The organism is Streptomyces cavernicola (assembly GCF_029968035.1).
Taxonomy (GTDB): domain Bacteria; phylum Actinomycetota; class Actinomycetes; order Streptomycetales; family Streptomycetaceae; genus Streptomyces; species Streptomyces cavernicola.
Window position 1 is genome coordinate 41,382 of record NZ_JASCIQ010000041.1, and the last position, 14,428, is coordinate 55,809.

13 protein-coding genes are annotated in these 14,428 nt (G+C 71.8%); 5 read left to right on the forward strand and 8 right to left on the reverse strand.

Going from position 1 to position 14,428, the window contains the following annotated elements:
• Positions 1 to 57 precede the first annotated feature (57 nt).
• Positions 58 to 1,650 (forward strand): serine hydrolase domain-containing protein, encoded by a 1,593-nt coding sequence (locus tag QIS96_RS30530; RefSeq protein ID WP_282546047.1) that lies wholly within the window; start codon positions 58 to 60, stop codon positions 1,648 to 1,650.
• 29 nt (positions 1,651 to 1,679) lie between these two features.
• The gene (locus QIS96_RS30535) at positions 1,680 to 1,958 is read left to right on the forward strand and encodes a hypothetical protein (protein WP_282546048.1); all 279 of its coding nucleotides are present in this window, start codon (positions 1,680 to 1,682) and stop codon (positions 1,956 to 1,958) included.
• A 21-nt stretch (positions 1,959 to 1,979) separates the two neighbouring features.
• On the opposite strand, the gene QIS96_RS30540 is transcribed toward QIS96_RS30535, so the two are convergent.
• Positions 1,980 to 2,678: a TetR/AcrR family transcriptional regulator gene (locus QIS96_RS30540; RefSeq protein ID WP_282546083.1), complete on the reverse strand. Its 699-nt coding sequence runs from the start codon at positions 2,676 to 2,678 to the stop codon at positions 1,980 to 1,982.
• A gap of 230 nt (positions 2,679 to 2,908) precedes the next feature.
• On the opposite strand from QIS96_RS30540, the gene QIS96_RS30545 reads away from it, so the two are divergent.
• From QIS96_RS30545 to QIS96_RS30555, 3 genes are all read left to right on the forward strand, one after another.
• Positions 2,909 to 4,423 (forward strand): flavin-containing monooxygenase, encoded by a 1,515-nt coding sequence (locus QIS96_RS30545; RefSeq protein WP_282546049.1) that lies wholly within the window; start codon positions 2,909 to 2,911, stop codon positions 4,421 to 4,423.
• A gap of 119 nt (positions 4,424 to 4,542) precedes the next feature.
• A complete protein-coding gene (locus QIS96_RS30550; protein ID WP_282546050.1) occupies positions 4,543 to 5,508 on the forward strand; it encodes an AurF N-oxygenase family protein in 966 nt (321 codons plus the stop codon).
• Positions 5,509 to 5,582: 74 nt separating this feature from the next.
• On the forward strand, positions 5,583 to 7,208 hold the full coding sequence (locus QIS96_RS30555; RefSeq protein WP_282546051.1) for an FAD-dependent oxidoreductase: 1,626 nt from the start codon (positions 5,583 to 5,585) through the stop codon (positions 7,206 to 7,208).
• Here the strand turns inward: QIS96_RS30555 and QIS96_RS30560 are convergent.
• The 7 genes from QIS96_RS30560 to QIS96_RS30590 all read right to left on the reverse strand — a co-directional run bounded on the left by QIS96_RS30560 (position 7,144) and on the right by QIS96_RS30590 (position 14,354).
• The gene (locus QIS96_RS30560; RefSeq protein WP_282546052.1) at positions 7,144 to 7,707 is read right to left on the reverse strand and encodes an RBBP9/YdeN family alpha/beta hydrolase; all 564 of its coding nucleotides are present in this window, start codon (positions 7,705 to 7,707) and stop codon (positions 7,144 to 7,146) included. The genes QIS96_RS30555 and QIS96_RS30560 overlap by 65 nt on opposite strands.
• Positions 7,704 to 9,041, reverse strand: a complete 1,338-nt coding sequence (locus QIS96_RS30565; protein WP_282546053.1) for an MFS transporter — start codon at positions 9,039 to 9,041, stop codon at positions 7,704 to 7,706. The genes QIS96_RS30560 and QIS96_RS30565 overlap by 4 nt, the downstream gene beginning before the upstream one ends.
• Positions 9,042 to 9,056: 15 nt before the next feature.
• Positions 9,057 to 9,980 carry a TauD/TfdA dioxygenase family protein gene (locus QIS96_RS30570; RefSeq protein WP_282546054.1) on the reverse strand — a complete coding sequence of 308 codons (924 nt, stop codon included), beginning with the start codon at positions 9,978 to 9,980 and terminating at the stop codon, positions 9,057 to 9,059.
• Between the two features lie 62 nt (positions 9,981 to 10,042).
• A complete protein-coding gene (locus QIS96_RS30575; RefSeq protein ID WP_282546055.1) occupies positions 10,043 to 11,014 on the reverse strand; it encodes a quinone oxidoreductase family protein in 972 nt (323 codons plus the stop codon).
• 31 nt (positions 11,015 to 11,045) lie between these two features.
• On the reverse strand, positions 11,046 to 12,104 hold the full coding sequence (locus tag QIS96_RS30580; RefSeq protein ID WP_282546056.1) for a BKACE family enzyme: 1,059 nt from the start codon (positions 12,102 to 12,104) through the stop codon (positions 11,046 to 11,048).
• A 225-nt stretch (positions 12,105 to 12,329) separates the two neighbouring features.
• On the reverse strand, positions 12,330 to 13,346 hold the full coding sequence (locus tag QIS96_RS30585; protein WP_282546057.1) for an AraC family transcriptional regulator: 1,017 nt from the start codon (positions 13,344 to 13,346) through the stop codon (positions 12,330 to 12,332).
• A gap of 123 nt (positions 13,347 to 13,469) precedes the next feature.
• Positions 13,470 to 14,354, reverse strand: a complete 885-nt coding sequence (locus tag QIS96_RS30590) for a LysR substrate-binding domain-containing protein (RefSeq protein ID WP_282546058.1) — start codon at positions 14,352 to 14,354, stop codon at positions 13,470 to 13,472.
• Positions 14,355 to 14,428 lie beyond the last annotated feature (74 nt).

Consider the following 14,428-nt stretch of genomic DNA (forward strand, 5'->3'; position numbering starts at 1 on the left):
TCGAACTCCCCTCTGCGCCAATGCCCTTGGGGTGCGCCGGACGGTGCACTGGTCGGCATGAAGATCCTCACCGGCCGATCCCGTGTCTGCCCCCGGAGCCACACCCGCACTTGTGTCCGTTCCCGGAGCCGCCGCGGCCTCGCCGTCCTGGCCGCCGCGCTCGGCCTCACGGCGAGCACACTGCTCGGCGCGGCACCTGCCCCTGCTGCCGAGCGGGCCCCCTCGCCCTCGCTGAGCCCCGCCGCGCTTAGCCCTGCCGCCGTCGACCGTTTCGTACGCGCCTACGTCGAGGAGACGGGTCTGCCGGGCGCGGTGGTGGCCGTCACCCGGGACGACAAGGTGGTGCACACCGCCGGGTACGGGCACACCGCGTCCGGCGGCGCCATGACCGCGCGGACCCGCCTGCCGGTGGCGTCGTTGTCGAAGGCCATGACCGCGTTCGCCGTGCTGCGGCTCGTCGAGGCCGGGAAGGTCGACCTGGACCGGCCCGTGCGCCGCTACCTGCCCGAGTTCACGATGGCCGACCCGCGCGCCGAGCGGATCACCGTACGGCAGCTCCTGACGCAGACGTCCGGCATGGCCGATTCCGCGTACCCCGATCTGACGCGGGCCCAGCCGCACACGCTCAAGGAGGCCGTCGAGGCGATGCGCGGGGCGCCGCTCGCCACCGCGCCCGGCGCCCGGTTCCGCTACCACAACCCCAACTACTTCGTCGCCGCACGCCTCGTGGAGGTCGTCACCGGCCGCCCCTTCGCCGCGCACATGGCCGCGGAGGTCTTCCGCCCGCTGGGCATGACCCGTACCGCGTCCGTCTCCGGTACGGACCGGATGCCGGGGCGTGCCCGGGGGTACGTGCGGGCGTACGGCACGACTCTGGCGGCCGACCATCCGCGCTGGTTCGCGGCGGGCGGGCACGGCGTCGTCACGACCGCCGACGACCTCGCGCGGTGGCTGATCCTGCAGAACAACGACGGCGTCTCCGCCGACGGGCGGCGCGTAGCCGCCGCACGGACCATCGACGTCTCGCACACCCCGCCGGCCACACCCCGGGGCGGCGACTACGCGATGGGCTGGTCGCGGCAGACCGTCGACGGCGGGCCCCGGCAGCTCACGCACACCGGTCAGCTGCTCACCCACAACTCCATGGCGACCCTGCTGCCCGACAGCCGGACCGGCATCGCCGTCGTCACCAACACCGGCATGATCTCCGGCGACGACGCCGCCCAGATCACCGAGGGCCTGGTCGACCTCGCCCTGGGCGAACGCCCCGAGCCCGACGCCCCGTTCTCGGTCACGGCCGACCCGGTCCTGGCCGCGCTCACCCTGCTCGCCCTCGCCCTCGGCATCCGCGGCACGCTCCGCGCGGGCCGTTGGGTCCGGCGCACCGCGGGACGAGCGTGGTGGCGGCGCGCGCTGCGCCTCCTGCCGTACGCCCTGCCGCTGCTCCTCCTCGCCCAACTCGCGCCGCTGTTCGGCCTGTTGATGCGCCGCTCCGGGACGCTGAGCCAGGTCGCCCACGCCTGGCCGGCCCTGTTCGTCTGCGCGGCGGCGGCCGCTCTCGCCTCGGGCGCGGTGGTCACGGCCCGCCTTGTCGCCGCGCTCCGAATCCGGACTTCCGCCCCCAACTCCCTTTCTACGGACTGGTGTTAGCCAAGGCGGCCCGGCTCTACCATGCGTCCATGCCCTTTCTGCTGATCCGTCAGAAGTTCGCGGACTACGCCCCGTGGCGCGAGGCGTTCGACTCCCTCGACGAGCAGCGCAAGGCCCTCGGCCTCGAAACAGTCGCCGTCATGCGGAACATGCAGGACCCGAGCGAGGCCGTCGTCCTGTTCCGCTTCGACGACATCGAGCGGGTCAAGCAGCACTTCCCGTCTCCCGCCCTTGAGGAGGCCTGGCGGCGCGGGGGTGTCGTCGAGGGCAGCAGCGAGGCGACGTTCCTGCAGGATCTGACGGACTGAGGCAGGCCGCCGGAGGACGTCTCAGCGCAGGTCGTCGATCGGCAGGTCCGGGTCGAGCTCGACGCCCAACTGCCGTGCGGCGCCCGAGAGTACGCCCCACAAGGCGTCGCTCAGGAACGCCGTCAGGTCCTCGGGGGTGCTGCGCGACTCGGGGTGGGCGACCCAGCGGTTGACCACCCCGTCGACCAGTCCGACCATGCCGAAGGCCAGGTCCAGGCTGTACCCGGTGGGGGCCTGCGCGCCGGCGAGGAGTCGTACAGCGAACTCGTCGAGCAAGCCCGCCAGTTGGCGGGCGACCGCGGTGCGGGTGCCGACGACCACGCGTGAGCCCGTACCGAGGAACTGATGCAGCCTCGGGTGTTCGACGACCCAGCCGACGTACGTGGCGGCCACGAGCCGGACCGCCTCCCGGACCGTGCCCTTCGGGTCGAGCGTCGGGGCCAGTTCGGACATCAGGTCGTCCATGATGCGTGCGCGGATCTGCTCGTCCAGGTCCTCGCGGCTGCGGAACACCCGGTAGACGACCGAGCGGGGCATCCCGGCCTCTTTGCCGATCGCCGCGACGCTGACGCCGCTCCCCTCGCGGGCGATGGCGGCAAGCGCGGCGTCGAGAACGCGGTCCCGGCGCTCGGCCCTGTGGTCGTTCCAGCGCGTGTCCCGGCCGTCCCGGCGCTCGGCGTCCCGCGTACCGTCCCCGTCCCCGTTCCCGTCCCTCTCCATCACGGCGAGGATCCTATCCCCACCCTCGCCATAGTGGCGCAGATCACATTACCGGCGGTATCTGTGACAGCGTGACGCAGGTAAATTGCGGGCACTGACGGAGTACCAGGCACCGGCCGGAACGACCGATCACGCACCCCCTCTCCCGCTCTCCGCCCCCGCGGCCCCCGCGGCCGCTGCGCGAACCGGCGGGACAGCACGTGCGGTTCGGCGAAAGAGGGGCATGGAGTATGGAGCACCAGAACGTCGACGTACTGATCATCGGCGCGGGCCTGTCCGGCATCAGCGCCGCCGTCCACCTGAGCGAGGGCAACGCCGGCGCCTCGTACGCGATCCTGGAGCGGCGCGCCAGGATCGGCGGCACCTGGGACCTGTTCCGGTACCCGGGCATCCGCTCGGACTCGGACATGTACACCTTCGGCTACCGCTTCCGCGCCTGGCGCGGCACGAAGGTCCTGGCCGGCGGCGCGGACATCCGCCGGTACGTCCAGGAGACCGCGGAGGCACACGACGTCGCTCGGCACATCCGCTTCGGCCGCAGGGCGGTCAGCGCCAACTGGTCGAGCGAGAGCGGGCGGTGGACCGTCACGACGGTCGACGAGGCCACCGGCGAGCGGGAGCTCTGGTCCGCCCGCTTCCTCGTCGGCGCCACCGGCTACTACGACTACGACGCGGGCCACCGCCCCGAACTCCCCGGCGACGAGCGCTTCGGCGGCGCGTTCGTGCACCCGCAGCACTGGCCCGAGGACCTGGACTACGCGGGCAAGCGCGTCGTCGTCATCGGCAGCGGCGCCACCGCCATCACCCTTGTCCCGTCGATGGCCGCCGAGGCCGCGCACGTCACGATGTTGCAGCGCTCTCCCACGTACATCCTCACGCTGCCCGAGGACGACCCGGTCTCGGTGCTGCTGCGCAAGCTGCGCGTCCCGGCCTCCGTGGTCCACCGGGTGGGGCGGGCCCGCAACATCGCGCTGCAGCGCGGGCTTTACGCGCTGTGCCGCAAGGCGCCCCGCCTCATGCGCCGGGTCCTGCTCGGCGCGGTGCGGGCGCAGGTCGGCAAGTCCGTCGACATGCGGCACTTCACGCCGACGTACAAGCCGTGGGACCAGCGGCTGTGCGTCGTGCCGAACGGCGATCTGTTCAAGACGCTGAAGAGCGGTGCGGCCTCGGTGGTCACGGACCACATCGAGACGTTCACGGAGACCGGCGTGAAGGTGCGGTCCGGCGAGGAGATCCCGGCCGACATCGTCATCACCGCCACCGGTCTGCGCGTCCAGCTCGTCGGCGGCATGGAGATCGCCGTCGACGGCGAGCCGGTGAACCCGCACGACCACGTCCTCTACAAGGGCGTGATGCTCGACGGCGTCCCCAACCTCGCGATCGTCATCGGCTACACCAACGCCTCCTGGACCCTCAAGGCCGACCTGGCCGCCGAGTACCTCAGCAGACTCATCGCGTACATGGACGGGCGAGGCCTCACCCGGGTGACGCCGGTCGCCACGGCCGCCGACCGCTCCGAAGCCTCCATCATGGGCGAGTCGTTGACCTCCGGTTACATCGCCCGCGGCGACACGATCATGCCGCGCCAGGGCACCCGCGCCCCGTGGCGGATCTGGAACAACTACTACCGGGACCGCAAGGCCCTGCGGCGCGCGCCCGTCGAGGACCCGGCGCTGCGGTTCGAGCGCGCCGTGCCCTCCGCCGAGCGCCCTGCGACCGAACGGGACCGGTCCCCCGCCGCCTGAGCCGCGAGCCACACGCCGGGAGCCGCGAGCTGCCTGCCCCTCAACCGCATCAGCGCCCTCCGCACCAGCCAATCTCCGTACCAGCCGACCTCCGCATCAGCCGACAGCGAGGATCAACGATGACCATGACCAGCCGGCAGGCGTACCACGAGCGGCTCCAGACCCTGTCCGAGGGCTCGGTGCACGTCCACTTCGACGCGTTCACCGACATCGACTGGGACAACCCCGACTTCGCCATCGACCCGACCGACCCGCGCTGGGTGCTGCCCGCGGCCGACCCGCTCGGCGGCCATCCCTGGTACCAGGAACAGCCGTTGGAGGTCCGGGCGCGGATCGGCCTGTGGCGGTACGCGAACATCGTCAAGGTCGGCATGCAGTTCGAGAACGTGCTGATCCGCGGGGTGATGGACTACCTGTTCGCGCTGCGCAACCAGAACCCGGAGTTCCGGTACCTCACGCACGAGGTCACCGAGGAGTGCCATCACACCCAGATGTTCCAGGAGTTCGTGAACCGCTCGGGCGCCGACGTGCCCGGCGGGCGGCGCTCCTTCCGTGTCGTGAGCCGCTTCCTGCCGCTGTTCGGCTCACTGGTCCCGGAGTCCTTCTTCACCGGGGTCCTCGCGGGCGAGGAGCCCATCGACCACCTCCAGAAGGCGATCCTGCGCGGCGGCGACTCCCTCCACCCGCTGATGCGGCGACTGATGCAGATCCATGTGGCCGAGGAGGCCCGGCACATCTCCTTCGCCCACGAGTTCCTCCGCGAGAAGGTCCCCGGCTACGGCAAGGCGCGCAGGGGCGCGCTCTCGGTGGCGTTCCCGGTGATCATGCGGGTTCTCGGCGACGTCATCGTGGTGCCCGACCGGAAGGTCGCCGAGAAGATCGGCGTGCCCCACTGGGTCATCAAGGACATCTTCTGGAAGTCCCCTGAAGGGCAGCGGCTGTTGCGGGACCTGTTCTCCGACGTACGGATGCTCGCCGAGGACATCGGCCTGATGAACCGGACGTCCCGGCGGGTGTGGCGGATGCTGCGGATCGACGGCCGCCCGTCCCGCTTCCGCGGCGAACCGGCCCCGCACCGCGCCTGAGCCGTACCGCTCCACGCCGGAGCCAGGCCGGTCCGGCCGTCGTCGGCCCCTCCCCGAACGGAGACTCCTTCGCCATGCCCTACGTCGTCACCCGCTCGTGCTGCGCCGACGCGTCCTGTGTGCTCGCCTGCCCGGTCAACTGCATCCACCCCGCCCCCGGCGAACCGGGCTTCGGCACGACCGAGATGCTCTACGTCGACCCGCGCACCTGCGTGGACTGCGGCGCCTGCACGTCGGCCTGCCCGGTGGACGCGCTGAAGCCGCACACCCGGCTCGCCGAGGCGGAACTGCCGTTCCTGGAACTGAACCGCGCCTACTACGACACGTCGCCACACGCCGACCGCACACCCATGGCCCTGGTTCCGGCCCAACGCACCCTGCCGACGGGCAAGTTGAGCGTCGCCGTGGTCGGCGCCGGGCCCGCCGGGCTGTTCACCGCCGACGAGTTGCTCCGCTTCCCGGACGTGAGCGTGACGGTGTACGACCGGCTGCCCACCCCGTACGGCCTGGTGCGGGCGGGGGTGGCGCCGGACCATCAGGACACCAAGCAGGTCACCGAGCTCTTCCGCGCCATCGAGAGCCAGCCCGGTTTCGCGTACCGCCTCGGCGTCGAGGTCGGCCGGGACGTGACCCACGACGACCTGCTCCGCCGGCACCACGCGGTGGTGTACGCGGTGGGTGCGGCCACGGACCGCAGGCTCGGCATCGACGGCGAGCGGCTGCCCGGCAGCGTCTCCGCGACCGACTTCGTGGCCTGGTACAACGGCCACCCCGACCACAGCTGCGCCTCCTTCCCCCTTGACCACGAGCGGGCGGTCGTCGTCGGCAACGGCAACGTGGCCCTGGACGTGGCCCGCATTCTGACCGCCGACCCCGAGCGCCTGGCCCGTACCGACATCTCGGACACGGCGCTGTCCGCGCTGCGGGCGAGCCGGGTCCGCGACGTGGTCGTGCTCGGGCGGCGCGGCCCCGCCGAGGCCGCGTTCACCCTGCCCGAACTGCTCGGCCTCGCGGCCCTGGACGACGTGGACGTCCTCGTCGAGAACTGGCCGCGGGACCTGCCGCACGACGCCACCCCCAAGACGGAGCTGCTCGCCCGGCTCGCCGCCCGTGCGCCCGTGCCGGGCCGACGGCGCATCGTGCTGCGGTTCCGCACCGCGCCGACAGAGATCGTCGGCGACAAAACCGTGCGGACCCTGACGACCACGGACACCGCCACCGGGGAGACCTCCACCATCGAGGCCGGGCTCGTCCTGCGCGCGATCGGCTACCGCGCACGCCCGGTTCCGGCGCTGCCCTTCGACGAGGTGACCGGCACGGTGCCGCACGACAGGGGCCGGGTCTCACCCGGGGTGTACGTGGCCGGCTGGATCAAGCGCGGCCCCAGCGGGTTCATCGGCACGAACAAGTCCTGCGCGCAGGAGACCGTCACGGCACTCCTCGACGACTTCGAGGCCGGCCGCCTCACGGCCCCCACAACGGACGGCCCCATGGACGCCGTCGACCTGGCCGGCTGGCACGCGATCGACACCGCCGAGCGCACGGCGGGCGAGCGCGAGGGCCGCCCCCGCGTGAAGATCGTCGACGGCGAGGCCCTGCGCCGGACGGCGGGCGTCACCCGCGCCCTGCAGAGAGCTAGCTCAACTCCCGTACGAACTCCTCCGCCCGCTCCCAAGTCCCGTAGCCGGAGGCCGGGTTGAGGTGGCCGACCGGGCCTAGGGCCTGTCGTTTGGATCTTGCCGGGGTCGCGGGGTGTGGCACGCACATCTGCGGCGTGGTCGTAGGTGGCCAGGGGGTCGTCGGTGCTGGCCGCGACGATGCTGGGAACGGCAGCGGTTTCATGGGGACGGGGGTCCAGCCGCCCGCGTGCAGGGCGTCCGGGGAGGGGTGTCCCTCCAGGAGGGGGGGCGTGAGGTCGGGGGGTGTGGCGAGCAGGGCGCCCCGGACCTCGTGGTGGTGTTGCGCGGCCCAGTGGACGGTGGTGATGACTCCGGCGCTGTGGGCCACGAGGACGACCGGTCCCAGGATCTGCGCGAGGGTCCGCTGGAGGACCGCGACGTGTGCGTGGCGGTTCAGCCGGTCCGTCTCCAGGGGCGGCAGGAGGCGGGCGTCGTCGAGCCGGTCGGCGAGCAGGGTCTGCCAGTGCTGCGGCACGTGGTCGCGCAGTCCGGGGACGATCACGACGGTCGGTGGGTTCATGTGCGCGGCTCCACGGGTGCGAGCGCCGTGTCGGGGAGAAGTCCCAGGCGGCGCAGGTCTCTTGGGTAGGTGAACCTGCCGAGGGCGAAGGCGGCGCCGCTCACGACGGCGACCCAGGGAATGAGCTGGAGCGCGCCGAGCAGCCCGGTGCGGTCGGCGAGCAGGCCGGTGACGGCCGGTCCGGGTGCGAGGCCGAGCAGGCTGTTGGCCAGGGTGAGGGTGGCCATGGCGGTGGCCGCGACGGCGGGCGGGGTCAGGTTCGCCACCATGGCCGCGGCCGGTCCCGCGGTGCCGCTGGCGACGAGGGTGCCCAGGGCGATCAGCACCGCCTGCGCGGGTCCCGGCGGCAGGTGGAAGCCCGTCGTCAGGAGCAGGAACGATCCGAGGCTGCAGGTGAGTCCGACGCTCCACTTGCGGACCGGGGCGGTCCGGCTGAGCCGGTCGGACACGATGCCGCCGAGGACCATCCCGGTGCCGCCGAGCAGCGCGAACCCGCCTGCGGCGAAGCCGGCGTCGGCGGTGTCCATGGCGTAGTAGCGGTGGAAGAAGCTCGGAGTCCAGGCGAGCAGGGCCATGGCGATGAACATCTGCAGTCCGCTGCCCACGTAGGCGCAGATGACGGAGACCGAGGAGAACAGGCGCGGCAGCAGGGTCCGCAGCGGCGCCCGGCCTGCCGTGCCCGGGGCCGCTCCGTACGCCCGTGCGGCGGCTGTCAGCTTCTGCTCGGTGACCACGCTTCCGTAGACCGCGGCCAGGACGAGCCCGAGGAGGCCCATGGCGGCGAAGGCCCAACGCCAGCCGTGTTCCTGGGCGATGGCGCCGCCGGCCGCGACGCCGAGCACGGACCCGAAGGAGCCGCCGGCGATGAACGCCCCGGAGAGCGTGGCGCGCAGCCGGACCGGGAACACGCTGAGGACGACGGCGATGCCGACGCTGCCGTACGCCGCCTCTCCGACGCCGACCATGAAGCGGCCGAGGAACATCTCGCCGTAGCTCGCCGAGACCGCGCAGCCCAGCGTGGCGAGGCTCCACACCACGGCGGCGACGACGAGACTGCGGGCCCTCCCCCAGCGGTCCGCGACGAGCGACAGCGGGAAGGTGAGCAGGCCCACCATCAGCGCGACGATGCCGCTGAGGGTGCCCAACTGGCCGTCGGAGAGAAGCCATTCGGCCTTCAGCATCGGGAAGACCGCGTTGAGGACCTGCCGGGACATGTAGTCGGAGAGCAGGAGTCCGAAACTCAGGGCGAAGACCAGCCAGGGGTAGCCGCGGGGCACGGCCGGGCGGGGGCGAGTGGTCTCCGGTGCGGCCGCGTCGGCCGTGCTCGATCCCATGGACGTCACCTCGGTTCAGAAGGGCCGGTCGCCGACGATGCCCGCGCGTTCCATCTTGCGTACGGCGGGCCAGTAGTCCTGGACGGCGTAGTGCTGGGTGGAGCGGTTGTCCCAGACGGCCACGCTGTTCTTCGTCCAGCGCCAGCGGACCTGGTACTCGGGGACCGCGGCCTGGCTGCGCAGATAGGTCAGGAGGTCGGCGGCGCCGGGCGCGTAGTCCTGGCCGAAGCGCACATGCTCGGGCCGGTGGTAGTTGACGAAGTGGGTGGTGAAGCTGTTGACGAAGAGGATCTGCTCGCCGGTCACCGGGTGGGTGCGGACCACGGGGTGTTCGGCGTCCGGGTACTTGGCGGCGAGTGCGCGGCGCTCCTCGACGGGGAGTACGGCGCCGAAGCTCGACTCGATGCTGTGCCGTGCGCGCAGGTCCGCGATCCGGTCCTTGGTGTGCTGCGGGAGGCGGCGGTGGGCCTCGGCCATGTCGACCCAGATCGTGTCGCCGCCCACGGGAGGCGTCTCCACGCAGCGCAGCACGGCCCCCATGGACGGGGTTTCGCGCCAAGTCCCGTCGCAGTGCAGGGAGTTCTCGTAGTGCTCCGGCGCACTGTCGAGGTCCTTGTAGATGCGGACGAGGCCTGGGTGTTCGGGGTCGCTGCCGGCCACCGGGTGGTCCTCCAGGGGGCCGAAGCGGGAGGCGAAGGCGACGTGCTCGGCGCGGGTCAGGTCCTGGTCGCGCAGGAACAACACCTTGTACCGCAGGAGGAGCAGCTCGATCCGGGCGAACAAGTCGTCGTCGCGGGCGGCGTCGGCGAGCTGCACGCCGTGCAGTTCGGCGCCGATGGTGCAGGTCAGGGGCTCGACGGTGAGGGAGGGGCGCGGGGCGCCGGGACGCACCGGTGCGGGTGCTGCCGCTTTCTCCTTCGGCTGTGCGGTCCTGGTCATGTGGTCGTCACTCCTGGAGAGTCGGGTGGGGTGAGCTCAGAGCGCTCGGAGCGGTCAGATCCTCAGAGGGTGAACACGGAGGAGCCGGTGGTCCGGCCGGCCTCCAGGTCGTGGTGGGCCGTCACCGCGTCCGGCAGGGCGTACCGCTGGTCGATGCGGATGTCGATGCGCCCGGACGCGACGTGCCGGAACAGCTCCGCGGCCAGGGCGTCCCGCTCGGCCGGGTCCGCGATGTAGTCGGCGAGCGCGGGCCGGGTCGCGAACAGGGAGCCGTGGACGGCGAGTTGCATGGCGTCGAGCGGCGGCACCCCGGAGGCGGTGCCGAAGCACACCAGGAGTCCGCGGCGCCGCAGGGACGCCATGGACGCGGCGACGGTGTCCTTGCCGATGCTGTCGAAGACGACAGGAACGCCCTGGCCGTCGGTCAGTTCACGGACCCGCCGGGCGACGTCCTCGTGCCGGTACAGGATGGTGTGCGCGCAGCCGTGGGCCTCGGCGATCTCGGCCTTCTCCTCGCTGGAGACGGTGCCGATGACGGTGATGCCGAGCAGCTTCGCCCACTGCGCGAAGATGAGGCCCACTCCCCCGGCCGCCGCGTGCAGCAGCACGGTGTCCCCCGGCTTCAGCGGGTGGATGCGGCGCAGCAGGTACGCCGCGGTGAGGCCGCGCATCGTCATCGCGGCCGCGGTCTCGCAGCTGATCGCGTCCGGGAGTTTGATCAACGGCTCGGCCGGCATGACGCGTTCGGTGCTGTACGCGCCGAGGGGGCTGCCGGTGTACGTGACGCGGTCGCCCGCCGAGACGTGGGTGACGCCCTCGCCCACCGCCTCGACCACGCCGGCCGCCTCGACGCCGAGGCCGTTCGGCAGGGGCACGGGGTAGAGGCCGGTGCGGAAGTAGGTGTCGGCGAAGTTCAGGCCGACGGCGTCGTGCCGGATGCGCACCTCGCCGGGTCCTGGGTCCCCGACCGCGACCTCCTCCCACCGCATGACCTCGGGTTTGCCGGTCTCCTCGAATCGAATGGCGTGTGCCACGGATGCTCCGTCCGTTGATGGGTCGACAGGGTCAGCGCGTGACGTCGCGCAGCATCGAACCGCGGTGTCCTGGGCGGCGGTTGGGCACCATGCCGAGGCGGGCCAGGGTCTCGTCGGTGTCCGCGTACCACTCGCCGAGCTGGTAGATCTCGCGCGCCTCGGGGCCCGTGGCGATGTCGCGGCCCACCGCGTCGGCGATCCGGACCATCTGCTCGACCTGCTGCACGGAGGACATGCGCTCGCCCTTCCTGCGCCACAGGTTGTCCTCGTTGCCGACCCGGACGTGCGCGCCGAGGGCGATGCCGACGGTGTTCATCGGGGCCACGGCGCGCATGGACGCCTCGATGGTGAGGACTGCGCCGTCCGGGACACGGCGGATGAACTCGACCAGGTCGGCGGGGTGCCGACCCGCGAAACCGCCGCCGATGGCCACGTAGTTGAGGACGAGGGGCCCGCTGTAGACGCCCTTGCGGATCATCCGCTCGACGGTCTCCAGCTGTGCCAGGTGGGCGAGTTGGAAGTGCGGCTGGATGTCATTGGTACGCAGCCGCTTGAGGTGTTCGAGGTAGAACTCGGGTCCCGCCTCGACGACCATGTCGCGGTACGCCTGGTACATGGCGGGCTTCGCGATCGACGTGCCCTCGATGTCCTCGTCGTCGAAGAGCTCCACGATGTTCATCTGGCTGGTGCCAATGGCGATCGTCACCTGGTCGGGGCGCGGGGTGATCTCGGCCAGCATGTGCCGGGTGTCGTAGCTGAGCCACTTGGCGTCCGCGCCCTCGTCCTCCGGCGCGAAGGAGATGGAGCCGCCGATCTGCAGCACCATGTCGGGCACGGCCTCGCGCAGCCGGGCCATCAGCTCGTTGAACATCGACATGCGCTTGGAGCCGTGCCCGTCCAGCTCGCGGACGTGGATGTGCAGCACGGTGGCGCCGGCGTTGTGGCAGTCGACCGCGGCCTGGACGTGCTCGTCCATGGTGACCGGCAGGTCGTCGGCGTCGCCGGGCAGCCACTCGGGGCCGTACGGGGCGGCCTGGATGACCAGCTTCTCCTGGTTCTCCGGGTAGAGGGAGTCGTCGAGGAAGTGCATGGCGGTTCTCCTTGGTCTACGGGCCGGCGACACGCTCGGTCGCCCACGCCACCGCACGGCGCGGCACGGCGTATCGCCGTACGAACCGGCTTGTGGTGAAGGGGAGTTGACGATCGCCGCGGATGTCGCGGGGCGCTTCTGCGTGCGGGGCGAGTGCCCCATCGGTAAGGCCACGTTAGGCCGCCGTTCAGGGGCGCGCTGCACCACAGGTGACAGGAGAATTACCTATTCGGGACAGGCGTCGGAGGCCTGGCGGGCGCGCCACTCCCGCGCGCTGCACCCGAAGCGTTCGCGGAACCAGCGCGAGAAGGCGCTGGGCGCGGAGAAGCCGAGGAGCCCGGAGACGTCCGTCAGCGAGCGGCGCGGGTTGGCCACGAGTTGCTGCGCCAGTTCCATGCGGGTCGCGTTGAGGAGCGAGGAGAACGTCTCGCCCGACGCCGCGAGGTGCCGGTGCACGGTGCGCCGGTCGACGCCGAGGCTGGCCGCCACCTGTTCGACGGAGCACCGCCCGGTCGGCAGCAGGGCGCCGATCAACTCCCGTACCCGGTCCGCCTCCGAGGTGTCCCTGGACACGGCGATGGACTCGAAGTACTGCCGCGCGTACGTGTGCAGGAGCGGGTCGGACATCGCGTTGGGCACGTCGAGGTCGCCGCTGTAGAAGACGATGCCGTTGAACTCCTGGTCGAACTCGACCACGGGTCCGAAGAACCGCCGGTGCGAGGCCGGGTCGGCGGGCGCCGGGTGGGTGAAGCAGACGGTCAGCGGCTGCCAGCGGGCGCCGAGGAACTCCCGCAGCAGCTGGTGGAAGGCGCCCACCGCGAGTTCCACGGCCTGGCGGGCCGCCACCGGCCCGGTCAGCTCCAGGCCGAGCTTGAGCGTCGCGAGGCCGTCCGCCTCGGAGAGCCGGTTGTGGAGCATCTCGTTGTACATGTGCTCGTAGCGGAGCAGGAACGCGAGGGCGCTGCGCACATCGGTCTCCTCGCGGAGGACCAGGCTGATCGGGCCGAGGTTGGAGAAGCGCCGGCGCTCGGCGAGCAGCAGCCCGAAGTCCTCGCGGTGCGCGGCCGCGGCCGAGAGTTCCAGGAGCCGGATCACGGCCGCCCCCGAGATCCACCGGTCCTGCATGGTCAGCCCTACCGGGTCCAGGCCGACCTGCCGCAGGAGGGCGCGCGGGTCGATGCCGAGCGAGCGGCTCAGCTCGACGTAGCCGCTGAGGCTGGCGTTGCGGACGAGGGGCTTCATGGGCGCTCTCCCTGACGGTGGCCCCAACTGATAAGTCAGGTGTCACGCGGAGTCAAGAGATCCCGGCGGCGCTCGCCCCGGCGCTCGTCCGGCGTGCGGGCCGTGACTGTCGGGGAGCGCCGTTCACTCCCGTACGCACTCCTCGACGACCGCGGCGACCTGCTGTGCGGCGGCCGTGCTGTGGGGAGCCCGGCGGCCCAGGACCAGGTCGACGGTCTCCTGCTCCGCGAGGGGGACGTAGGTGACGCCGTCCAGGCGCAGGCTCTGCACCGACTCGGGGACGAGGGCCACGCCGTGTCCGGCGGCGACGAGGACGACGAGGGTGGCGGTCTCGCCGACCTCGACGAGGGACGGGGGCTGGAATCCGGCCTCGCGGCAGGCGGTGAGGATGCGGTCGTGCATGGCGGAGCGCGGCCCTGCGGGGTGGATGACGAAGGGCTCGCCCGCGAGGGCGCCGAGCGGGAGCGGTGCGCTCGCGGCCAGGGGGTGGTGGGAGGGCAGTACGGCCACCAGCTTCTCGGTGCGGAGCGGCGTGAGGTCGATGCCCTCGGCCGCGGTGCCGGAGCGGAAGACCGCGAGGTCGTAGCCGCCGGAGAGCAGGCCGTCCACGAGTTGCGGGGTGAGCAGCTCACCGTGCAACTCCAGGGTGATGTCGGGGAGTTGGGCCCTTACCGTACGGGCGACGCGGGGCAGGACGTCGTACGTGGCGGTGCCGATGAAGCCGACGGAGACGCGGCCCGCGCGGCCGGTGGCGAGCTCCTGCATGTGGACGCGGGCCCGCTCGGCCTCGGCGAGCAGGGTGCGCGCGTACCCGGTCAGCTCCCGGCCCGCCTCGGTGAGCTCGACGTGCCGGGTGGAGCGGTGGAACAGGGGCGTGCCGAGCTCGCGCTCCAGCTGCTTGATCTGCTGGGACAGGGCGGGCTGGGCGACGTGCAGGCGGGCCGCCGCGCGCCCGAAGTGGCACTCTTCGGCGAGCGCGAGGAAGTAGCGGACCTGGCGGAGCTCCATGGACCCCATTCTAGACATTCATAATGGCTCCTTATGAATACCGCGAGACTAGGTCTTGGACGTGATGAAGCGGC

Bases quoted from the DNA above. Each gene is read 5' to 3' on its own strand.
- QIS96_RS30530 (WP_282546047.1), top strand. From the start codon at position 58: ATGAAGATCCTCACCGGCCGATCCCGTGTCTGCCCCCGGAGCCACACC.
- QIS96_RS30565 (WP_282546053.1), bottom strand. From the start codon at position 9,041: ATGGGATCGAGCACGGCCGACGCGGCCGCACCGGAGACCACTCGCCCC.
- QIS96_RS30535 (WP_282546048.1), top strand. From the start codon at position 1,680: ATGCCCTTTCTGCTGATCCGTCAGAAGTTCGCGGACTACGCCCCGTGG.
- QIS96_RS30590 (WP_282546058.1), bottom strand. From the start codon at position 14,354: ATGGAGCTCCGCCAGGTCCGCTACTTCCTCGCGCTCGCCGAAGAGTGC.
- QIS96_RS30540 (WP_282546083.1), bottom strand. From the start codon at position 2,678: ATGGAGAGGGACGGGAACGGGGACGGGGACGGTACGCGGGACGCCGAG.
- QIS96_RS30555 (WP_282546051.1), top strand. From the start codon at position 5,583: ATGCCCTACGTCGTCACCCGCTCGTGCTGCGCCGACGCGTCCTGTGTG.
- QIS96_RS30560 (WP_282546052.1), bottom strand. From the start codon at position 7,707: ATGAACCCACCGACCGTCGTGATCGTCCCCGGACTGCGCGACCACGTG.
- QIS96_RS30570 (WP_282546054.1), bottom strand. From the start codon at position 9,980: ATGACCAGGACCGCACAGCCGAAGGAGAAAGCGGCAGCACCCGCACCG.
- QIS96_RS30585 (WP_282546057.1), bottom strand. From the start codon at position 13,346: ATGAAGCCCCTCGTCCGCAACGCCAGCCTCAGCGGCTACGTCGAGCTG.
- QIS96_RS30545 (WP_282546049.1), top strand. From the start codon at position 2,909: ATGGAGCACCAGAACGTCGACGTACTGATCATCGGCGCGGGCCTGTCC.
- QIS96_RS30580 (WP_282546056.1), bottom strand. From the start codon at position 12,104: ATGCACTTCCTCGACGACTCCCTCTACCCGGAGAACCAGGAGAAGCTG.
- QIS96_RS30550 (WP_282546050.1), top strand. From the start codon at position 4,543: ATGACCATGACCAGCCGGCAGGCGTACCACGAGCGGCTCCAGACCCTG.